Here is a 20,727-nt window from a genome sequence, read left to right as displayed (position 1 = left end):
GGATAAGCGTTTCAGCCGGCGATTTCGCGCGCGCTTCGAACCGCTTCTCTTCGCACCGATTCCTCGCACCCACATTTCCCAGTCACCGAACCCGTATGTGTGCCCGGCACCCGTGCGGGGCCTTTGGGGGAGATATGCCGGAAGACGCGGCGTCCGCGGAACAGTCCAGGGTCGACCGAATTCGTCACCTGCACACGCTCGGACCACCGGGCACCAATCTGGAGGCAGCGGCGTGGCTGTGGCTGCGCCGCCGTGGACGTGCGGATACCGGAATTGTCGAACTGCACGCGTCGCTGGAATCCGCGATGGACCTCGCCCCGCGCGACGGCGAACACGCGCTCGTCGCCTGCGCCGTCTATCCGCATCTGCATACGCTGGTGTTCGGCAATCTCCAGACCTGCCGCATGGTCGACAGCTTTCTGGCGCCCACCTATGACATGGTGCTCGCCACGACGGCCGACGCCCCCGAGAAACCGCGTACCGTGGCCACCCACCCCGCCCCGGCCAGCCTCGTCCCGCCGTACTGCGAACAGCGCCCCGCCCTGAGCAACGCCCAGGCGGCCATCGACTGCGCGAACGGCGAGACCGACGCGTGCGTCACCACCGTCGTGGCGGCGGCGGCGCACGGTCTGCGCGTCGTGCGCAACTTCGGGTCCGTGCCCATGGTCTTCACCGTGCACCACGTGCTGGAGGCCGTGTGATGAGCGGGCCGGGCGCGGACCCCGACGGCATGCTCGCGGCGGCGGACATCCTGACGCGTACGCTGCTGAAGCGGGTCAACGCCTTCCGGTCGCGGCAGCGCGGTGACGGCACCGTCGCCGACCCCGGCGACCAGGACAGCGCGGATCTGCGCGCCCTGATCACGGAGGCGACGGGCTGGTACCTGCGCCATGGGCGGGCCCACCAGGCCGACGCCCTGGTGGCGGACGCCGAGGGCTGGCTGTCCGCCGGGCTCGACGCCCCGCCGGACTTCGCGTACTCCAGGGACGCGCTCATCGCGCCCGCCGACGGCGAATGGGCGGCGTTCCTGGCGCCGGTCCGGACGACGAACAGCGCCCCGCCGGTGGGCAAGCGCATGGAGTTCTTCCTCGTACGGCGCAAGGAGCCGCGCGCGCTCGGCGAGGTGGCGGCGCGGTATCCGCACCCCAAGAACAACTGCCAGGCGACCGTGCTGCTGGCGGGCAGCGAGGGGTTCGCCCGGGGCAACTGCATCGTCTTCTTCCCGGAGAACGTGGCCACCCACGACAAGGTCACCTCGCAGGCGTACGCCATCTTCACCTTCAGCAAGTTCCGCAAGATCCATGAGACGTTCGCGCTGCCGTCCGCCGAGGCCGTGCTCACCCCCGGCTCCGTCCCGCGTGCCTCCAGCGGGCTGAGCCCCGGCACCTGTTACCAGGCCCGCGCGCTCTGGGGATATCTGCACGACTACTTCCACCACCAAGGGGCCTGGCCCCTGGACCGGCACATCAAGCTCAAGATGAACTGGTTCGTGGGTCTCCTGGAGGAAATCAAGGTGGACGCGCAGACGGCACTCGCCTGTGCCGGGGGCGGCATTCCCTACGCCGACGAACAGATCGACATGATCGTCCTGGAACGGATGTTCCGCTATCCGCTGGCCGACGACGCCGTCCGCAACTTCGACGCCGGAACCGGTGTCTTTCTCTACTCCTGGCTCCGTGAATGCGGTGCCCTGACCACGGACGGCGAACGCCTGTCTCTGAGCCGCCCGCTCCTTCTGACCGCGTTACGGGAACTGGTCGCCGCCATCGAGGAGATGGAAAGCCAGGTGACGACTCCCGCGGAATACCGGTCCGCCGCCACCGCGTTCGTCAGGCGTTTCCTGCCGGTGGGTGAGGAAGGCGACCGCTACCGTTTCACCGACGACCAGCGCGTGCTGCTCCGGGCGCGAGAACACCTCGCGTCCCTGCCCGCGCTCGACTTCGCACCGGGAGAGATGTGAACTCATCCGAACGGCAACAGGGCGGCATGACGAGGGACCGCCTGGAGGCGGCGGTGCGCCTGTACTTCCAGGCGTGCAACAAGGTGGACCGCGCGTTGTTCGCGCAAGTCCTCGCCGAGGACGTCGTGCACTACCTCGCCAACGGAATGCACGGGCCGATCCACGGCATCGACCCGGTCGTGGAGCGCTGGGGAGCCGACGTGCGGGCCAACTCCTCCTACTGGGTGGTCGACGCCGTCTACGCCGACGAGCAGACCCGCACGGCCGTCTGCGAGTGGACCGGCGTCAAGCCGGGACTCGGCACCGTGCTGCGCGGTGCGGAGGTCTACCGCTTCAACGACGCAGGACTCATCGACGAGGTCCGCATCTACTACGCCGCCCGCCGCGACGAGACCACCGCGGCCAACGAGCTGGAGGGCTACCCGTACGCCGAGCGGGGGTTCGCGACGTGACCGACGGCTCCCCGGACCGGCCCTTCGACGACCGTGCGGGCGTCATCTGGCTCGACGGCGAGTTCGTCCCCTGGCGCGAGGCGCGGCTGCACGTCCTCAGCCACGGCCTGCACTACGCCAGCAGCGTCTTCGAGGGCGAACGGGCCTACGGCGGAGCCGTCTTCAAGCTCCACGAGCACAGCGAGCGGCTGATCACCTCGGCCCGCGCGGTCGGCTTCACCCTGCCCTGGAGCGCCGACGAGCTGGACGCCGCCACCCGCGACGCCGTCAGGGCCATGGACATCCTCGACGGCTACGTACGCCCCGTGGCCTGGTGCGGCACCGAGACGATGAGCGTCTCACCCCGTGGCGCCCGCGCCCATGTCGCCATCGCGGCCTGGCCCTGGCCGCATGTCTTCGCCCCCGAGGCGCGCGGGCGGGGCATCAGCCTCGCCACCTCCCGGTGGCGCCGCCCCGCCCCCGACACCGCGCCGGTGCACGCCAAGGGCGCCGCGCTCTACGGCATCGGCGCCCTCGCCCGGCAGGCCGCCGAGTCGGCGGGCTACGACGACGCGCTGCTGCTCGACTACCGCGGCCGCCTCGCCGAAGCCACCGGGGCCAACCTCTTCCTCGTGATCGGCGACGCACTCCACACGCCGGTGCCCGACTGCTTCCTCGACGGCATCACCCGCCGCACGGTCATCGCCGCCGCCCGCCGTCTCGGCATCCGCGTCGTGGAACGGCACCTCGCACCGGCCGCCCTCATGGACGCCGGCGAGGTCTTCCTCACCGGCACGGCGTACGAGGTGCAGCCGGTCAGGGCCGTCGACGACAGGGAGTTCGCCGTCGGCGAGATCACCACGGCGCTCATGAAGGACTACCGGCGGGCGGTCACGGCGCACACGCCGGACGCGCGGGGTGCGGACGCGTGAGCGGCGCCGAACCCGCTCCGCACTCCCAGACCCCCGAGGAGGGACGGCGCGCCGCGTACACCGCAGGAGCGAAGGCGGCGCTGCCGTTCACCGTGGCGATCTTCGCTTTCGGCATCTCCTTCGGGGTGCTCGCCAAGGGAGCCGAGTTCTCCGCCCTCGCCGCGGGCACGATGTCAGGGCTCGTCTTCGTCGGCTCGTCCCAGTTCGCCGCCGTCTCCGTCCTCGTCAACGGCGGCGGCTGGGCGGCGGCCGCCGTCGCCGGGACCCTGCTCAATCTGCGCTACCTCGTCATGGGATTCGCCATCCTCCCCGCCCTGCGCGGTGGACGCGCCCGCCGCGCGGTCGAGTCGCAGCTCGTCATCGAGGAGTCGTGGGCCATCGCCAGCGACGCCGACGGCCGCTTCGACCGCACCCGCCTGCTGTCCTCCGGTGTCGTCCTCTGGCTCGGCTGGGTCGCCGGCACCCTCGTCGGCGCAGTAGGCCCCATCAAAGCGGTCGACATCCTCCGCTACGGCCTCGACGCCGTCTCCCCGGTGCTCTTCTTCCTGCTCCTCGCCCCGCACCTCGGCACCCCCCGCCGCCGGACAGCGGCCCTCGCCGCCGCCGCGAGCGCCCTGCTGCTCACCGGCCTCGGCGCACCCGACAGCGCCATCGCCGTCGCCTGCCTCGTCGCCGTCCTGTGGACCTGGAGAGCCCGATGAACCACACGACCTGGCTCGTCGTCGGCGCCCTCGTGGCCACCACCTTCCTCCTCAAGGGGGCCGGATCGCTGGTCATGGGCGACCGGGAGCTCCCCGGCTGGTTCCCGCGCTTCGTGGAGTACCTGACTCCGGCGCTCCTCGCCGTCCTGGTCATCACCCAGCTGGTGGGGTCGGCCGACGCCGACGGCATGACGTTCGACGCCCGTCTCGCCGGGTTCGCGGCAGCGCTCGTCGCCTGGCGGCTCAAGGCCCCGGTGCCGCTGGTCGTCCTCGTCGCCGCGGTCGCCACGGCCGCCGCCCGCGCCCTGGTCTGACCTCACCGCCCCCGCTGTCCACCGGGGTGGCTCAGCTGGACTCCGCGCGCACCCCGCCGGGCAGGGGGAGGTCCATCGCCTCGTAGAGTTCGGCGGCCTCGCGCCAGTACCGCAGCGCCGTACGGGTGTTCTTCGCCTGGTGTATCCCCCCGGCGGTCTCCAGGGCGCGGGCAAGGCCGAGCCGGTAGCCGGTCTCGCGGTGGATGACCAGGGAGTGTTCCACGGCCTCCTTCGCCTTGTCGTGATGGCCGAGCGCCAGCCGTACGCGGGCCAGTTCGGCCATGGCCTCGCCTTCGGCGACGCGGAAACCCGCCTCCCGCGCCAGGGTCAGGGCGGTCCGCGCGTGCGACAGTGCCTCCCGGTAGGCGCCCCTGAGCCGGTAACCGGCGGCCAGCCCGGTGCGCGCGGCGACGCTCGCTCTGCGGCAGTCGGCCTCGGTGGCCAGGCGCAGCGCGCGGTGGTGCCGGTCCAGCGCCCCGGCGACGTCGTCCACGCTGAGCAGGGTCGTGGCCAGGGCGTTGAGGGCGTCGGGCTCGACGAGGCGGCGGTGGGTGCGGTGCGTGCTGCTCAGGGCGTCCGACGCGTGCTTGATGGCCATGCGGGGATCGCCGGTGTCCCGGCACACCAGGGCCAGGCAGCACAGCACGCCTTCCCCCGCGTACGTGGCCGACAGTCGGGCGTCGTCCGTGAGACCGCTCTGGAGATGCTGCCCGGCCTCGTCGAACCGGCCCAGCCCGTGCAGGGTGGCGCCCAGCCCCCACAGCGGCAGGATCGCGGCGTGCGGGTCCGTGGACCGCTGCCCGAGGTCGTACGCCTCCGTGAAGTGCGTGTGCGCCTCGTCGAACCGCCCCTGGTCCAGGCAGCCGAAGCCGAGCAGGGCCAGCGCCCAGATCTCACCGGCCGGTTCGCCCACGGCGCGGTAGACCTCCAGCGCCCGCAGCGCGTACTCCCGGGCGGCGGCGAGCTGCCCCTTCTCCCGGTGGGCCGCGGCCAGGCCGAGCAGCGCGCCGCCCTTCTCGGCGGGCAGCCCCGCCTGCTCGTACAAGGTCTCGGCCTCCGCGCTGTGCCGGATCGCCGCGTCGTGCTGGGCCAGCTCCCAGTACACGTAGCCCAGGCTCCAGTGCATGGACGCCCGCCCGTAGCCGTCCTCGTCGGCGTCGGCGGCGCGCAGCCCGGCGCGTGCGGCGCCCAGCCAGTCCGCGCGCCGGCCGTGGGCCATCAGATGGCCGTGCAGGACGAGGGAGAGCTGCCAGGCGATGACGTACGGGCCGTGCTCGGCGGTGTGCTCGACGCACGCCAGCAGGTTGACCCGCTCGGTGTCCAGCCAGGCCAGGGCGTCGCTCTCGCCCGCGAAGGCCAGCGGCGCGGCCAGCGGGTCGTCGGGGTCGGGGGAGGGCTCGGCGAACCACGAGTAGAACGTCCCGTACAGGCGCTGCGCCGCGCGGTCGGCGGTGGCCAGGTACCAGGTGAACAGGCGCCTCGCCGCGGCCGCGTTGTCCTCGGGGCCGCCGTCCTGCCGGGCCCGCTCCCCGGCGTACAGCCGCAGCAGCTCGTGGAGGTGGAAGCGGCCTGGCCGGTAGGTCTCCAGCAGGCTCCTGGACGCCAGGCGGTCCAGCGCCTTCGCGGCTTCGGCGGTGGGCACGCCGGCGAGCACGGCCGCGGCGCGGGTGGAGAACTCGGCGCCGGGCATCAGCCCGAGAAGGCGGAAGAACCGCTGTTCGGCTTCGGGGAGCGCCAGGTAGGACAGGCTGAACGGGGCGCGCACCGCCGTCTCCCACGGTTCCTCGGTGGACAGCTCGGCCAGCCGGTCGCCGTCGCGCAGGTCACCGGCCACGTCGGCGACCCCGCGCCCCCGGCTGCCCAGCAGGTTCGCCGCGACGATGCGTACCGCCAACGGGAGATGACCGCACAGCCGGGTCACCTCGGCGGCGGCTTCCGGCTCCTCGCGCACCCGCTCCTCACCGATGACGCGGGCGAGCAGCGCCAGGGACTCCTCTTCCTGGAAGGCGCCCAGGTCGATGTGGTGGGCGTCGTGGAAGGCGGTGAGGCCGCGCAGGTCGTTGCGGCTGGTGACCACGACGAAGCAGGCGGGGGAGCCGGGCAGCAGCGGCCGGACCTGTTCGAGCGCGGCGGCGTTGTCCAGCAGCACCAGCATGCGCTTGTCGGCGAGCAGCGACCGGTACAGCGTGGCCTTCTCGTCCGCCTTCTCCGGCAGATGGCTCAACGGCACCCCCAGGGCGCGCAGCAGCTGGCCCAGCGCCTCGTCGGCGGTCATGGGGGAATCGGGGGAGTAGCCGCGCAGGCTCACGTACAGCTGCCCGTCGGGAAACCGGTCCGCCACCCGGTGCATCCAGTGCACGGCCAGTGACGTCTTGCCGACCCCGGCCATCCCGGAGAGCGAGGAGATCACCAGAGTCCGGTCGGCGGCCTGCGCCCGCCCGGCCAACTGGGCGTCCAGCTCCCGCAGATAGGCGGCGCGCCCGGTGAAGCTGCCCACGTCGGGCGGGAGCTGGCGGGGGACGGGCTGGGGCACGGCGGACGACGGTTCGGGCGCGGGGCCGGGCTCGCCGCCGGAGCCGGGAGCAGAGCCGGGAACAGATCCCGCAGCAGGCTCGGGTTCGGTGCCGGTGCCGGTGCCGGTACCGGTGCTGGTCCCTGTGCTGGGGCCGGGGCGCGGCTCGGGCTCCAGTGCGGGGTCCGCGGTGAGGACCGCCTGGTGGAGCTGCTGGAGAGCCCGTCCAGGCTGGATGCCCAACTCCTCGTCGAGGACCCGGCGGATGTCCCGGTAGGCGGCCAGCGCCTCCGCCTGCCGCCCCGTCCGGTACAGGGCGAGGATGAGCTGCGAGCGCAGCCGCTCGCGCAGCGGGTGCTCCTCGACCAGCTGGCCGAGTTCGCCGATCACCTCCTCGTCGCGGCCCAGCCGCAGCAGCGCGTCGACCCGGTCCTCCCTGGCGACCAGCCGCATCTCCGTCAGCCGCTCCGCCTCGGCGAGCGCGAACCCGCGGTCGCTCACGCCGTCGAGAGCCGGTCCCGACCACAGTGCGAGGGCCGCCTCCCAGCGTGCGACAGCGGTACGCGGGTCGCCTTCGCCGAGGGCGCTGCGTGCCTCCCGCGTGAGCCGGAGGAACGACATGGCGTCGACCTGCCGCTCGTCCAGCAGCAGCGCGTAGTTCGTGTTGCTGCGGCCGCCCGAGCTGACCAGGACCTCGAAGCCGTCCCGGGCCCGGCGGCCCGGCTCCAGGATGCGGCGCAGGTGGAGGATGTGCGTCCGCAGGGTGGTGACGGCGCCCTGTGGGGCACCGCCCTCCCACATCGCGTCGACGAGCCGGGAAGTGCTGACCGCGCGCCCGCCCGCGAGGGCGAGCAGCGTCAGCAGCGCACACTGCTGAGGCCCGAGGCTGACCGCGCGGCCGTCGACCTCGACGCCCACCGGGCCGAGTAGCCGCAGCCGTACGTTCTTGCCCCCCGCCGCGTCCACTGCTCCCCCCGGAGGGTGGCTCACCCGGCTCCTCTCGTCATGCCGTGGCCAAGTCCGCCGTCGCGGACGGCGCCAGGGACGCCCCCGGGGACGCCGCTGACGCCGTCGCCGGGAACGCCGGTCAGGCCGTTACCCGGGTGACCGGTGCGGGCCGCCCGGCCGGTCAGCCCGGCCCTGCTTCGTACCGGCTGATTTTCCCGTCGGTGAGGGTGAACGTCCATGCTGTGGAGAGATCGCCCCAGATGTCGTTGTGGTAGCGGGCGGTCAACGAGAGTCCGTCCTCGGACTCCCAGTCGACGTCCATGCTGGCGTGCGAGGTGAAGATCTCCCGCTCGGTCCACGCGGCGAGGTCCCGCTCCGTACCGTCGTCGGCCATGGTCGCGTCGGGCGTCAGCGTGGCCCACAGGGCCTCGCGGTCACGGGCGTTGACCGCCGCGACGAAGGCGCGCACCGCCGGACGGGACAGTTTGTCGTTGAGGCTCATCGGGCTGGCCTTCCTGGTGATCCTTGCTGCTGGTCGTAGCGATCCACGAGGGGAGGGCGGCCGCGCCCGTCAGCGTGAGGCGGCGGCCGCTTCACCGGACGGCTGGGCGGGCCCGGCGAGGGCCTTGGCCAGGGCATGGGTGTCCTCGAAGAGGCGGTAGCCCGCGATGAGTCCGTCGGCGACGGTGACATGAGCGGCGAAATGCGTGGTCAGCGTCGCGCCGGTCGCCTTCACAGTGTCCCTGAGGTGACCGATGATCACCCCGTTGTCGCCCTCGACCACGATGTGGGTGACGGTGAACTCCTCCGTCGTGAGGTGTTCGTGGAGCAGGCTGAAGAACTCGGCGACCTCGGCGCGCGACGACCGGCGGCCGGACCAGGGAGCGGCACCCGAGGCGGGCGCGTCCCAGTCGACGTCCTCGGCGAACATCGCCACGGCGCCTTCCAGATCACGGGCTCGGGTCTTGGCCAGATAGGCGTCGATGATGGCGCGGGTGCTTTCAGTGGACATCTCGTCGGCTCCTTATGCGCGCGCGTGTCAGCGTCCCCAAGGCTGGCACTCTTCCCCCCGTACCGCGACACCATCCGGCAACTTCAGCCAACCGGGTCCGCGACATGGCGGCCCACCCGCCGGGCGGCCCCAGCAGCGGACGCGCGCGTAGCACGCGATCACCAGTCCGGGCACAGGAGAGCGGATGCGGACTCGTCCCCCAGAGTGCTCGCCGCCGCAGAAAAGCGCTGTCCGAACGGGCCCGTCCTTCCTACGCTGCTGGGATGCTGAGCTCTGATCATCACCAGGCGCTGTCCGGCGCGGACCTCGCCCCGCTCGCCGGTCACCCGTGGAGCGGGGGAACCCACCGCGAGGCGACGGCGCACCTGGTCCAACTGGGCTGGGTCCCTTGCGGCGTCGGCGACTGGGCGGTGGGTCTGCGCGCCCCCCAGGGCCTGTTCGCGGCCCGGGTCTGCCCGTTCGACCCGGCGTACGCGGCGTTCCTCGACCTGTGCCGCCGCTGCGAGGGCAATCCGTATCTGCCGCGCGTGGAACTCGCCGAGGCGCTGGACGGCGGCGGCACGCTGACGGTCATGGAGTTCCTGGCCCCCGTGGAACAGGCCGAAGCCGCGGACCTCAAGCGCCGGTGGGAGGAGTGGTCGCCGCGGGACGGTGCCGACGCCGACCTCGCCGAGGTGCGCGAGGCCGCGCGCCGCGTCGACCTGGAGTACCGCGCGAACATGCCCTGGTGGGACGGCATCGACCTGAACGCGGGCAACGTCCGGCGTGCGATCGACGGCCGGATCACGCTGGTGGACGTCTTCTGCATGGACGGCGCCGCGCTGTACGGCCAGGTCCTCGCCGACGCCTCCGTCGTACGGGACCGCATGGGCGAGAACCGGACGCGGCATCTGCTGGACATCCCGTTCATCGCCCGCGAGAGCAGCCCGGAGGAGATCAGCGCGCTGCGCCGGGCGTGGGGCGGCTGACGGCTCCCGCGGGTGGCCGCACCCCCGAGCACGGCCCGGGGGTGCGCGCCTACGCCGGGAACGCGGCTCCGGGCTGCTGGGCGCGGGTCAGAAGGCGGTAGTGGTCGCTGGTGTCCAGGAGTTCGCCGTGGGTGCCGGTGGCGACGACCACGCCGCCGTCGAGCACGATGATCAGGTCGGCGGTGCGGATGGTCGACAGCCGGTGGGCGATGACCAGGAGCGCGCACTGGGCCGAGATCTGCCGCGTCGTATGGCGCAGCGCCGCCTCGTTGACCGCGTCCAGGTGGGCCGTCGGCTCGTCGAGCAGCAGCAGGCTGGGACGGGTGAGCAGCGACCGGGCGATCGCGACGCGCTGGCGCGCGCCGCCGGACAGGGCCATGCCGTGCTCCCCGGTCTCCGTGTCCAGTCCGCGCGGCAGCCCGGCGACCAACTCCGACAGATGAGCCAGCCCGATGACCCGCTCGACCTCGTCCCCGTCGGCGTCCGGGGCGGCGTACAGCAGGTTCTCCCGCAGCGTGCCGTGCAGCACCGGGGCGTGCTGCTCCACGAGGCCGATCTTCGCCCGGTGTTCGCCGCGGTCGAGGTCGCGCAGGTCATCGCCCGCAAAGCGGACGGTGCCGCTGTCCGGGTCGTAGAAGCGTTCGGCGAGGGCGAAGACGGTCGACTTCCCGACGCCTGAGCTGCCGATCAGCGCCACCTGGCCGCGTCGCGGCACCTGGAAGGAGACGCCCCGCAGGACCGGCCGTCGCGGGTCGTAGCCGAACCAGACGTGCTGGAATTCCAGCACGGGAGCCGTGTCGCACTCCGGCCCGCGTGCCCTGGTGACGGGGCGCGCCACATCCGGCTCGCGGGGCAGGTCGAGAATCTCGTTGATGCGCCGCAGCGCGCCCATGCCCTGCTGCATGGTGCCCACCGCCTGGAACACCGCGCCGACCGGCCCCACCAGGTACAGCATGGAGAGAAGGAACGCCGCCAGGTCGGCGACGGAGCCACCGGCGGCGACCCGTACGCCACCGACCAGCAGGACCACCAGGAACGAGCCGTGCGGGGTCAGTTCGATCGCCGGGGAGATCACCGCGTCCAGCTTTCCCATCCGTACGCTCGCGGTGTACGCGGACCTGGCCTGCCGCGCGATGCGGTCGGACTCCCGCCGCTCGGCGCGGCTGGCGCGTACGGTGCGGATCGCGCCGAGCGCCCGCTCCAGGTCCGCCGTCATGGCGCCGGTGGCCTGCTGGGCGTGCAGTGACGCCCGGGCGATCCGGCCCAGCACCGAGGCGACGGTCAGCGCGCCCACCACGAGCAGGGCCAGCACGATGAGGAACAGCACCCAGTCGAGCCACACCATCAGGGCGATGACACCGACCAGGCCGATGACACCGACCAGGCCGATGCTTCCGCTGACCGCGTCGGTGAAGCCCTGGGCGATCAGCAGGCGCAGCGCGGTGCTGTCCGCGCTCGTACGGGAGATCAGATCGCCGATCCGGTGCCGGTCGTACGTCCTCATCGGCAGCCGCAGCAGATGGTCGATGAGGCCGAGGCGGATGCCGAGCACCACGCCTTCGCCGGTCCGGACCAGCACGTATCCGGCCACCGCGGTCACCACGGCCTGGGCGACGAAGAGGGCGATCAGCACACCGACGGCGCCGCCGAACCCCCGGTCGGCGCCAGCGGATTCGATCACCTTCCGCACCAGGAGCGGCTGTGCCAGCCCCAGGGCGGAGCCGGACAGCGTCAGCGCCACGGCGGCCCAGATCCAGCGCCAGTGCCCGCGCAGTACGCGCAGCACCTCGCGGGGCGCCGACCGCTGCCCGCCAGGAGTCCCGCGCGGGGTCACGGTCTTCATGGCACGGTGAAGAACGGCTGGAAGTAGTCGGGTGGGTGCTCCTCGCCGACCGCACGGCCCTCCGCCTCCACCCAGGCGTGCGCGCCGAACGGCGGCAGTCGCCGCACCCCGACGCACCAGGTCGGCCACTGGCCCCGTACCCGGCACAGCATCGCCGTCGCCAGCGATCTGGGCAGACAGCCCTCGGGGCCGGTACAGGCGAGGCCGACCGTGGTGACGGCGTCCCGTGCGGCCCTGGTCTCGGCGTGACCGGCCGGACGGGCGCCCTGGCTGAGCCGGCTGAGCACCGCGCGGATACGGCGTGGGGGCTGACCGGCGAGCACGCGCGCGAAGGCGATGACGAGGTGGGTGAGGGCACGCCTCGCCAGAGGCACGGAGCGTGGGTCGTAGGAGATGACTTCACTCACGCTGCGCTCCTTTCGGGAGGCGGTGCCGGACGGCCCGCCGCGCGCGGAGCGCTACGGCTCGACCAGGCCCGACTCCTCAAGCGCCAGCACCAGCGCTCTGACGTCCTGCCGGGCGATCTCCACGTCCACGTCGAAGCCCCCGGTCAGCTCCTCAGCGGCCTGCTCAAGTGTGCCGCCCGCGAGCAGCGTGCGCAGCACGTGCGCCCCAGTGGGGTTGAGGTTCCAGTACATGCCGTTGTCCTCGTCGAGCAGCGCGACTCCGGAGTCGGTGTCGGCGCAGGACACGCCGCGGCGCAGGGTGAGAGTCATGGTGTCGTTCCCGTCGTCGGGGTGGCCGCCCGGTGCGGTGACCGCAGCCACACCTCGCAGGCCACGGTCTGGTAGAGCGCGCCGTGCAGGTCGCCGGAGGCCGTCTGGAGCGGCCGGGTGCACAGTTCGCGCAGCGCGGCGGCGTCGATCAGGCCGAGCCGCGCGAGCCGCGACTCGTCCCCCATGGTGAGGAGGTCCGCCCGGTTGGCGCGGAGCGCGACGTCGAGGTCGCACAGGCCCCCGGACTTGGTCTGCCGGGTCAGCAGCCCGTCCGGGACGACACCGCGCATCGCGGCCAGGAGCAGCGGCTTGTACTGCCACGCGGTGTACTTCTCCTCGGGCCGTACGGCCAGACACGCCTCCAGCACCCGGTCGTCGCAGTAGGGCGCGGCGAGCGAGACCCCGGCGCGGGCGGCGAGCCAGTCGATCTGGCGCACCGGGCTCGCCGCGTCCTGGATTCCCACCAGGTCGCCGTGCGGCCCCTGGCGCGCGGCCAGCGGCTCGGCGCCGGGCGCCTCGGCGCGGATCAGCTCCCGTACGGCGTCGGCCGCGTCAGGCGTGACCCACGGCGGCAGCCGCGGCGGCGGCCCCCAGCCAATCAGGGGCCCGTCCTGCTCGGGCGGGGGCCGGGTCAGCTCATCGGACACCCTGAGCAGCCAGCGGCGGTACGAACGGCCGTCCCTGAGCCGCTGGAGCAACTGCCCGTAGGACCACCGGTACTTGGCGGCGAGCCCGCGCAGCTGGCGCAGGGCGGCCGCGGGATGGGTGGCCAGCAGGGCCCGCAGATGGGAGGGCGCCCCGCACAGCAGCTCGTCCCCGCCGAACCCGGTCAGATGAAGGCGTGTGGAAGCGCGTCCGGAAGAACCACGAACCATGAGGGAATGAGCCTGAGGTCGTGCGGCGCCAATGCTGCCCACCGCCCTTCCCGCGCGCCCTGGTGGCGGGTGACCATGCGCCCACCACCAGGTTCTTCGGAATGCTCCCTGGCACTCGGCGATCAGCCAATCAGACGGTGACGCCTGAGAATATCCGGCGTGCCGGTCCGCTTGAGCAGCCCGGTCACCATCTTGAAGGAGCCGACCGCGGTCAGGGTCGGGCGTTCATAGGTGCGTATTGCGGTTTCACCTCCATTCCTTGGAGTCGAGCGCCGTCACGGCTCTCCAACGGAATGCGGTGTCGCTCGATCCGCTGGATGAACGGTCACCTGACCCGCGTGATGCTATGGATTGTCAGCGTCGGCACGGCGATATTCGACCGCTCAACTACCGGCTGTCGTCGGCCATTCCGTGAGCCATGACCGGTTTCCAGCATAGCCCGCTGGTGTTCTTCCGTCACAGGGCGGAAGAACACCCCGCGGGTACCGCCCGCGGTGTTCAGGAAGGCGTCGGAGGAAGCGGCAGCGGAAGACCGGGCAAGCCGTCGAGGCTCGTGCCGACGTGTTCCTTCTTCTCGAAGTACGCGCCGAGCGAGGCGTCGTCCTCGCGGCGGAAGCGGTCGGCGTGCAAGGAGCGGTCTTCCTTGTAGTCCATGAACGGGACCGCGTAGCCGCAGGTGTCCCGGATCAGTTCGGCGCTGACGACGATGATGGCCCGCAGGCCGTGCGGCGTCGGGTCCACGCCGGGGAAGTGCCGCAGCAGATCGTTCCAGCGCGGATCGTCGCGGAAGACGGGCTCAGCCCGCCCATGCACCCGCACGATGGTGGGCGGCCCCTCGAAGGCGCACCACATCAGCGTGATCCGGCCGTTCTCCCGCAGATGGGCGACGGTCTCCGCGTTGCTTCCCGCGAAGTCCAGATAGGCGACGGTGAGGTCGTCCAGTACCGCGAAGGACCCGGCCACGCCCTTGGGGGAGAGGTTGACCGTGCCGTCTCCGGCGAGCGGCGCGGTCGCGGTGAAGAAGATCTTCTGACTCTCGATGAAGGTGCGCAGCCGTCCCTCTATGCGCTCGTAGGTCTTTCCCATGCCCCGCATTATGGGGCGTAGGCCCTGGTAGACGACTGGAGGCGAGCATGGTGAAGCGACCCGGGGTACGCGTGCGGCGGGTGTACGACGCGCCGGAGCCGGACGACGGCGCGCGGGTGCTCGTGGACCGCCTGTGGCCACGCGGCCTGGCGAAGGCCGACGCCGCACTGGACGACTGGTGCAAGGCCGCCGCCCCGTCGACGGAGCTGCGCACGTGGTACGGACACGACCCGGCCCGCTTCGCCGACTTCGCGGACCGCTACCGCGCGGAACTGGCCGAGGGGACCGGCCGGCGCGCGGTGAACGAACTCCGTGAACGGGCCGAAGCGGGCCCGCTCACCCTCCTGACGGCGACGAAGGACCTCACGCACGCGCACGCGGGGGTACTGGCGGAGGCGGTGCGCGGGAACGGGTGAACGCGCTGGGTGGGCGGCCGCCGGGTCGCCTCTCACAGCGGTATGGCCGGTAGCGGTATGGCTGACGTGGACATCCCGCGGGCGGGTGGCCGCTCCATCCGGCTGTGACACACCCCTGACCTGCGAAGACACGCCCCGCACGCATCGCGTTGACGAAACATACGGAGGGCTGCATACTTATACCCATCAGCGTATGCATCGTAAGGAGAAACCCGTGACCGAGCGCGTCGTACTCGCCTACTCCGGCGGCCTGGACACCTCCGTCTGCATCGGCTGGATCGCCGAGGAGACGGGCGCCGAGGTCATCGCCGTCGCCGTGGATGTCGGCCAGGGTGGCGAGGACCTGGACGTCATCCGTAAGCGCGCGCTCGCCTGCGGTGCGGTGGAGGCGGAGGTGGCCGACGCGAAGGACGAGTTCGCGAACGAGTACTGCCTGCCGGCCATCCAGGCCAACGCGCTCTACATGGACCGGTACCCGCTGGTCTCGGCGCTGTCCCGGCCGACGATCGTCAAGCACCTGGTGGCCGCCGCCAGGAAGCACGGCGCGACCACGGTGGCCCACGGCTGCACCGGCAAGGGCAACGACCAGGTGCGGTTCGAAGCGGGCATCTCCTCCCTCGCCCCCGACCTGACGTGCATCGCCCCGGTCCGGGACTACGCCATGACCCGGGACAAGGCCATCGCGTTCTGCGAGGAGAAGAACCTCCCGATCGCGACCACCAAGAAGTCCCCGTACTCCATCGACCAGAACGTCTTCGGGCGGGCCGTGGAGACCGGGTTCCTTGAGGACATCTGGAACGCGCCGGTCGAGGACGTCTACGACTACACCTCGAACCCGGCCACCCCGCGTGAGGCCGACGAGGTCCTGATCACCTTCCGCGAGGGCGTGCCGGTGGCCATCGACGGCCGCCCGGTCACGGTGCTCCAGGCGATCCAGCAGCTCAACGAGCGGGCCGGGGCGCAGGGCATCGGCCGGATCGACATGGTCGAGGACCGCCTCGTGGGCATCAAGTCGCGGGAGATCTACGAGGCGCCCGGCGCCATCGCGCTGATCACCGCGCACCAGGAGCTGGAGAACGTCACCGTCGAGCGTGAGCTGGCCCGCTACAAGCGGCAGGTCGAGCAGCGGTGGAGCGAGCTGGTCTACGACGGCCTGTGGTTCTCGCCGCTGAAGCGGGCCCTCGACGGGTTCATCGCCGAGGCCAACCAGCACGTGACCGGCGAGATCCGGATGACCCTGCACGGCGGCCGGGCGGTCGTCACCGGCCGGCGGTCCGAGAAGTCGCTGTACGACTTCAACCTGGCGACGTACGACAGTGGCGACACCTTCGACCAGTCGCTGTCGAAGGGCTTCATCGAGCTCTTCGGTATGTCGTCGAAGATCGCCGCGAAGCGCGACCTGGGCTGAGACCGCGCGGTCGGCTGCCCGCTGACCCGCGCGTCCACTGGTCCACTGGTTCGTGTCATACGCTCGCGTTCCAGCCGCCGCCTCCTCACCCTCCCAGGTGGGGAGGCGGCCGCACATCACCACCCCGAGCACCTCCGAGGAGCATCAGTTGAGCAGCAACAGCGGTGACGTCCGGCTGTGGGGCGGCCGGTTCGCCGACGGCCCGGCCGAGGCCCTGGCGGCCCTCTCGGCGTCCGTCCACTTCGACTGGCGGCTGGCCCCGTACGACATCGCGGGCTCGCGCGCGCACGCACGCGTACTGCACAAGGCCGGGCTCCTCACCGAGGACGAGCTGACCCGGATGCTCGCCGGGCTCGACCAGCTCGAAGGCGACGTGGCCTCCGGCGCCTTCGTGGGAACCGTCGCCGACGAGGACGTGCACACCGCCCTGGAGCGCGGACTGCTGGAGCGGCTCGGCCCCGACCTCGGCGGCAAGCTGCGCGCCGGACGCTCCCGTAACGACCAGGTGGCCACCCTCTTCCGGATGTACCTGCGCGACCACGCCAGGATCATCGGCGGACTGGTCACCGACCTCCAGGAGGCGCTGGTCGGACTGGCCGAAGCGCATCCGGACGTCGCCATGCCGGGCCGTACGCACCTTCAGCACGCGCAGCCGGTCCTCTTCGCATACCACGTCCTCGCGCACGTGCAGGCACTTGGCCGGGACGCGGAGCGGCTGCGGCAGTGGGACGAGCGCACGGCCGTGTCGCCGTACGGCTCGGGCGCGCTGGCCGGGTCCTCGCTCGGACTCGATCCGGAGGCGGTCGCCGCCGACCTCGGTTTCGAAGGTGGTTCGTCGGGCAACTCCATCGACGGCACGGCGTCCCGCGACTTCGTCGCCGAGTTCGCCTTCATCACCGCGATGATCGGCGTCGACCTGTCCCGGATCGCCGAAGAGGTGATCATCTGGAACACGAAGGAGTTCTCCTTCGTCACCCTGCACGACGCGTTCTCCACCGGCTCCTCGATCATGCCGCAGAAGAAGAACCCGGACATCGCCGAGCTGGCGCGCGGCAAGTCGGGGCGGCTGATCGGCAACCTGACGGGCCTGCTGGCGACGCTGAAGGCGCTGCCGCTGGCGTACAACCGGGACCTCCAGGAGGACAAGGAGCCGGTCTTCGACTCCTGCGACCAGCTGGAGATCCTCCTGCCCGCCTTCACCGGGATGATGGCCACGCTGACCATCCACCGCGAGCGGATGGAGGAGCTGGCCCCGGCCGGGTTCTCGCTGGCCACCGACATCGCCGAGTGGCTGGTGCGGCAGGGTGTGCCGTTCCGCGTCGCGCACGAGGTCGCGGGGGAGTGCGTGAAGGTGTGCGAGGGCCAGGGCATCGAGCTCGACCAGCTCACGGACGAGCAGTTCGCCGCGATCTCGCCGCATCTGACGCCGGATGTCCGTGCCGTGCTGAACGTGCCGGGCGCGCTCGCCTCGCGCAGCGGGCGGGGTGGCACCGCGCCGTCGGCTGTCGCCGTGCAGCTTGCGGAGGTCAAGGCGGATTTGCTGGTGCAGCGGGGGTGGGCCGGGCGCTGACGCCGGGTCGGGCGTGGGCGGCCTGTGGCCGCTCTTGTCTTGAAGCTTTGTCCTCAACGCCGGACGGGCTTGGTTTTGCGGGCTCGGCTTCGCCCTCAAGCGTCGGGTGGGCTGGTTGTGTCCTCAAGCGCCGGACGGGCTTGATTTGGGCTCGGGGTCCTCAAGTGCTGGAAGGCTTCGGGGTTGATCGCCGGGCGGGCCTTGTTGGTCCGCCCGGCGGTTTTTGTGGTGGGGGCACTTGAGTGCCGTGAGACGTTGGTGTCTCAAATGACGTAGCCTCGTCTCATGACTGTGGACAGAGGCCAGGTGCTGCGGGCGGCGGCATCACTGCTCACGCGCCAGGCGACCGCCTCCATGGACGAGATCGCCAAGGCCGCTGGCATCAGTCGTGCGACGCTGCACCGCCACTTCGCGGGGCGGGACGCGCTCATCAGGGCGCTGGAAGAGCTCGGCATCGCGCGGTTCGAGGTGGCGATGGAGGCCGCCGCGATCGACGACGGCAGCGCGTCGGACGCGTTGCGCAGGCTGATCACCCACATCAAGCCGGAAGCGGCCCTGCTCGCCTTCCTCACCACCGAGAACCAGCTCTTCGAGGGAGAGGTGAACGCGGGCTGGGCCCGCCTCGACGAGCGTGTCGCCGGGCTCTTCCGGCGGGGACAGGAGCGGGGCGAGTTCCGGATCGACCTGACCGCCGGGTGGCTGACCGAGGCGCTGTACGGGCTGGTCGGCGCGGCCGCGTGGGCTGTGCAGGACGGGCGGATCGCCGCCAAGGACATGGAGCACATGATCGCCGAGCTGCTGCTCGGCGGCATACGACGGAGCATGGAGAAATGAGCAGTCAGATCACGAGGCCGGGCGCGAGTGCGAAGACCGCGGTCGGCCAGACCGGGCTCGGCCGCTGGCTGGCCCTCGCCGTTCTCGTACTCGCCGTGCTGCTGGTCGCCGTGGACGCCACCGTGCTCGGCCTCGCGACCCCGTTCCTGAGCGAGGACCTGCGCCCCTCGGGCACGCAGCTGCTGTGGATCGGCGACATCTACTCGTTCGTCATCGCGGGCCTGCTGGTGTCCATGGGCAGCCTGGGTGACCGGATCGGCCGTAAGAAGCTGCTCCTGACGGGCTCGGTCGCGTTCGGCGCCGTCTCGGTGCTCAACGCGTACGCGACCAGCCCGGAGATGATGATCGTGGCGCGGGCGCTGCTCGGCGTCGCGGGCGCGACGCTGATGCCCGCCACCCTCGCGCTGATCCGCAACATCTTCCACGACCCCAAGGAGCGCAGCCTCGCCGTCGGCATCTGGGGCGCGGCGGCGTCAGCGGGCGCGGCGGTCGGACCCGTCGTCGGTGGGTTTCTGCTGGAGCACTTCTGGTGGGGGTCGGTGTTCCTGATCAACCTGCCCGTGATGGCCGTGCTCGTCATCGTCGGCATCCGGCTGCTTCCCGAGTCGCGCGACCCCTCGCCGGGACCCTGGGACATGCCCAGCGTCGGACTCTCGCTCGTCGGCATGGTCGGCGCCGTCTACGCCGTCAAGGAAGCGGCGGTGCACGGCATGCGCTGGGACATCGCCGCCGCCGGGATATTCGGCTTGCTGGCGCTGGCCTGGTTCGTACGGCGCCAGCTCACCCTTCCCGCGCCGCTGCTCGACATGCGCCTCTTTCACAACCGGGGCTTCTCCGGTGCGGTCCTCGCCGACCTGCTGACCATCCTCGGGCTGTCCGGCCTGGTCTTCTTCCTGTCGCAGTATCTGCAACTGGTCCAGGGCAGGGGGCCGCTCGAAGCCGGGCTCGCCGAGTTGCCGGCGGCCGTCGGAGCGGTCACGGCCGGGTTGCTCGCGGGGGTGGCGGCCCGCCGGTTCTCGGTCCGGCTCGTCGTCGCGGGCGGCCTGGGCGCGATCGGCCTGGCGACGGCGGCCCTGGGCTGGATCGAAACGGATACCGGCTACCCGCTGCTGGGTGCGGTGCTGCTGATCGTCGGCATCGGCGCGGGCTTCTCCTTCACCGTCACCGCCGACGTGATCCTCTCCAGCGTGCCCCAGCATCAGGCCGGGGCCGCCTCGGCGGTTTCGGAGACCGCCTACGAACTGGGCGCCGCCCTGGGTATCGCGCTGCTCGGCTCCATCGTCACCGGCGTCTACCGGGGCTTCGACACTCCGGCCGGGACCCCGGAGGGGGCGGCCGCCGAAGCGCATGAGTCGCTGGGCGGCGCGGTCGAAGCCGCGGACGGGCTGCGGGCCGGGCAGGGCAAGGAACTGCTGACCTCGGCGCAGGACGCGTTCGTGGAAGGGCTGCGGATCGCGGCCGCGATGGGCGCGGCGGTCCTGCTGGCGACGGCGGTCACCGCGTGGTTCCTGCTGCGCGGCCAGCGCCTGGAGGAGAGCCCGGCCGACGTCCCGGAGGAACAGGCCGCCGTGGAGGCCGATCCGGGCCCCAACTCCCCGACCGCCTCGGACAGCTCCCGGAAGAAGTGACACCGAGCCGCGCCTCCCGGCCTGTCCCGTACGGCGCGTCAAGGCGCCGGGTCAAGGGGGGCCTCGGTGCCCGGTCCCTGACCGCTGACGCGACGGACTGGCCACGACACTGGTACGAGCGCCGCGGTTTCTTCGTCATCGGCCACTCGCACCGCTTCGAACGGAACTGGGCGCGAACGGAGCTGATCGCGAACGGAGCTGATCGCGAGACAACCCGGTGCCGGTGACAGGACTGCCCTGGATGATCCTCAACAGACCATCGTCTGTTGAGGATCACGGGACTGTGGTGCCCTCCCTCGGCGGCTGATCTCTCGCAGTGACGTCGCTCACACCAGTTCGGGTTGCGGTTCGGGTTGCGGTTCTGGTTGCCGCGCTGGTGCGGCCTTCGATTCCCACAGATTGGTGATCCGCACGTAACTGTGGATCATCGAGGCCATCGCCAGAATAAGAACCGGTCCGAACACCCACGGATGTTCGGCCATCTCCATCGGCAGATAGCGATACGACACCAAGAGCGCGGCGAAGACCGTTGCGCCGTAGGTGACCAGCAGGATTCCTTGCCGGTCCCAGCCG

Annotated in this window: 21 protein-coding genes and 1 pseudogene; 12 read left to right on the top strand and 10 right to left on the bottom strand. The window is 71.6% G+C overall.

Annotated elements, in window-relative coordinates; translation table 11 throughout:
• Positions 1-134: 134 nt before the first annotated feature.
• Genes AC5P1B_RS04510 through AC5P1B_RS04485 form a run of 6 tightly spaced genes read left to right on the top strand, consistent with a single transcriptional unit; the run spans position 135 to position 4,338 of the window.
• Positions 135-701, top strand: a complete 567-nt coding sequence (locus AC5P1B_RS04510; protein WP_493884878.1) for a type 2 periplasmic-binding domain-containing protein — start codon at positions 135-137, stop codon at positions 699-701.
• Complete coding sequence (locus AC5P1B_RS04505; protein WP_493884877.1) at positions 701-1,960, top strand: DUF6421 family protein; 1,260 nt, start codon at positions 701-703, stop codon at positions 1,958-1,960. Before AC5P1B_RS04510 ends, AC5P1B_RS04505 begins: the two co-directional genes overlap by 1 nt.
• Entirely contained in the window at positions 1,957-2,412 is a 456-nt protein-coding gene (locus AC5P1B_RS04500; protein ID WP_493884876.1) for a nuclear transport factor 2 family protein, read from the top strand. The genes AC5P1B_RS04505 and AC5P1B_RS04500 overlap by 4 nt, the downstream gene beginning before the upstream one ends.
• Positions 2,409-3,323, top strand: a complete 915-nt coding sequence (locus tag AC5P1B_RS04495; RefSeq protein ID WP_493884875.1) for a branched-chain amino acid aminotransferase — start codon at positions 2,409-2,411, stop codon at positions 3,321-3,323. Before AC5P1B_RS04500 ends, AC5P1B_RS04495 begins: the two co-directional genes overlap by 4 nt.
• Entirely contained in the window at positions 3,320-4,024 is a 705-nt protein-coding gene (locus AC5P1B_RS04490; protein ID WP_493884874.1) for an AzlC family ABC transporter permease, read from the top strand. Before AC5P1B_RS04495 ends, AC5P1B_RS04490 begins: the two co-directional genes overlap by 4 nt.
• Positions 4,021-4,338 carry an AzlD domain-containing protein gene (locus tag AC5P1B_RS04485; protein ID WP_493884873.1) on the top strand — a complete coding sequence of 106 codons (318 nt, stop codon included), beginning with the start codon at positions 4,021-4,023 and terminating at the stop codon, positions 4,336-4,338. The genes AC5P1B_RS04490 and AC5P1B_RS04485 overlap by 4 nt, the downstream gene beginning before the upstream one ends.
• A 31-nt stretch (positions 4,339-4,369) precedes the next feature.
• Here AC5P1B_RS04485 and AC5P1B_RS04480 read toward each other — a convergent pair whose 3' ends face one another.
• The 3 genes from AC5P1B_RS04480 to AC5P1B_RS04470 all read right to left on the bottom strand — a co-directional run bounded on the left by AC5P1B_RS04480 (position 4,370) and on the right by AC5P1B_RS04470 (position 8,810).
• Positions 4,370-7,840: an AfsR/SARP family transcriptional regulator gene (locus AC5P1B_RS04480; RefSeq protein ID WP_493884872.1), complete on the bottom strand. Its 3,471-nt coding sequence runs from the start codon at positions 7,838-7,840 to the stop codon at positions 4,370-4,372.
• A gap of 139 nt (positions 7,841-7,979) precedes the next feature.
• Positions 7,980-8,300 (bottom strand): nuclear transport factor 2-like protein, encoded by a 321-nt coding sequence (locus tag AC5P1B_RS04475; protein ID WP_493884871.1) that lies wholly within the window; start codon positions 8,298-8,300, stop codon positions 7,980-7,982.
• A gap of 69 nt (positions 8,301-8,369) precedes the next feature.
• Entirely contained in the window at positions 8,370-8,810 is a 441-nt protein-coding gene (locus tag AC5P1B_RS04470) for a nuclear transport factor 2 family protein (protein ID WP_493884870.1), read from the bottom strand.
• Positions 8,811-9,073: 263 nt separating this feature from the next.
• Here AC5P1B_RS04470 and AC5P1B_RS04465 point away from each other — a divergent pair, with 263 nt between their 5' ends.
• Positions 9,074-9,778 (top strand): hypothetical protein, encoded by a 705-nt coding sequence (locus tag AC5P1B_RS04465; RefSeq protein ID WP_493884869.1) that lies wholly within the window; start codon positions 9,074-9,076, stop codon positions 9,776-9,778.
• A gap of 49 nt (positions 9,779-9,827) precedes the next feature.
• On the opposite strand, the gene AC5P1B_RS04460 is transcribed toward AC5P1B_RS04465, so the two are convergent.
• From AC5P1B_RS04460 to AC5P1B_RS04435, 6 genes are all read right to left on the bottom strand, one after another.
• Entirely contained in the window at positions 9,828-11,621 is a 1,794-nt protein-coding gene (locus AC5P1B_RS04460; protein WP_493884868.1) for an ABC transporter ATP-binding protein, read from the bottom strand.
• Entirely contained in the window at positions 11,618-12,028 is a 411-nt protein-coding gene (locus AC5P1B_RS04455) for a lasso peptide biosynthesis B2 protein (RefSeq protein ID WP_493884867.1), read from the bottom strand. The genes AC5P1B_RS04460 and AC5P1B_RS04455 overlap by 4 nt, the downstream gene beginning before the upstream one ends.
• Positions 12,029-12,079: 51 nt before the next feature.
• Positions 12,080-12,337 carry a lasso peptide biosynthesis PqqD family chaperone gene (locus tag AC5P1B_RS04450; protein WP_493884866.1) on the bottom strand — a complete coding sequence of 86 codons (258 nt, stop codon included), beginning with the start codon at positions 12,335-12,337 and terminating at the stop codon, positions 12,080-12,082.
• Positions 12,334-13,212 carry an asparagine synthase-related protein gene (locus tag AC5P1B_RS04445; protein WP_493884865.1) on the bottom strand — a complete coding sequence of 293 codons (879 nt, stop codon included), beginning with the start codon at positions 13,210-13,212 and terminating at the stop codon, positions 12,334-12,336. The genes AC5P1B_RS04450 and AC5P1B_RS04445 overlap by 4 nt, the downstream gene beginning before the upstream one ends.
• A gap of 122 nt (positions 13,213-13,334) precedes the next feature.
• Positions 13,335-13,451, bottom strand: a complete 117-nt coding sequence (locus tag AC5P1B_RS04440) for a keywimysin-related RiPP (protein WP_493885405.1) — start codon at positions 13,449-13,451, stop codon at positions 13,335-13,337.
• Positions 13,452-13,710: 259 nt separating this feature from the next.
• Positions 13,711-14,298, bottom strand: coding sequence for a pyridoxamine 5'-phosphate oxidase family protein (locus tag AC5P1B_RS04435; protein ID WP_493884864.1), 588 nt, complete (start codon positions 14,296-14,298; stop codon positions 13,711-13,713).
• Between the two features lie 47 nt (positions 14,299-14,345).
• Here AC5P1B_RS04435 and AC5P1B_RS04430 point away from each other — a divergent pair, with 47 nt between their 5' ends.
• From AC5P1B_RS04430 to AC5P1B_RS04410, 5 genes are all read left to right on the top strand, one after another.
• The gene (locus AC5P1B_RS04430; RefSeq protein WP_493884863.1) at positions 14,346-14,714 is read left to right on the top strand and encodes a DUF488 domain-containing protein; all 369 of its coding nucleotides are present in this window, start codon (positions 14,346-14,348) and stop codon (positions 14,712-14,714) included.
• 214 nt (positions 14,715-14,928) lie between these two features.
• The gene (locus tag AC5P1B_RS04425) at positions 14,929-16,122 is read left to right on the top strand and encodes an argininosuccinate synthase (RefSeq protein ID WP_493884862.1); all 1,194 of its coding nucleotides are present in this window, start codon (positions 14,929-14,931) and stop codon (positions 16,120-16,122) included.
• A 148-nt stretch (positions 16,123-16,270) separates the two neighbouring features.
• Positions 16,271-17,692, top strand: a complete 1,422-nt coding sequence (argH, locus tag AC5P1B_RS04420; protein WP_493884861.1) for an argininosuccinate lyase — start codon at positions 16,271-16,273, stop codon at positions 17,690-17,692.
• Positions 17,693-17,977: 285 nt separating this feature from the next.
• Positions 17,978-18,526: a TetR/AcrR family transcriptional regulator gene (locus AC5P1B_RS04415; protein ID WP_493884860.1), complete on the top strand. Its 549-nt coding sequence runs from the start codon at positions 17,978-17,980 to the stop codon at positions 18,524-18,526.
• Positions 18,523-20,154, top strand: coding sequence for an MFS transporter (locus AC5P1B_RS04410; protein ID WP_493884859.1), 1,632 nt, complete (start codon positions 18,523-18,525; stop codon positions 20,152-20,154). The genes AC5P1B_RS04415 and AC5P1B_RS04410 overlap by 4 nt, the downstream gene beginning before the upstream one ends.
• Positions 20,155-20,480: 326 nt before the next feature.
• Here AC5P1B_RS04410 and AC5P1B_RS04405 read toward each other — a convergent pair.
• Positions 20,481-20,727 (bottom strand): annotated as a pseudogene (locus AC5P1B_RS04405) (inositol phosphorylceramide synthase); the annotation flags it as partial.

Source organism: Streptomyces sp. A01 (genome assembly GCF_059026195.1).
This window is presented reverse-complemented; position numbering and strand designations above follow the sequence as displayed.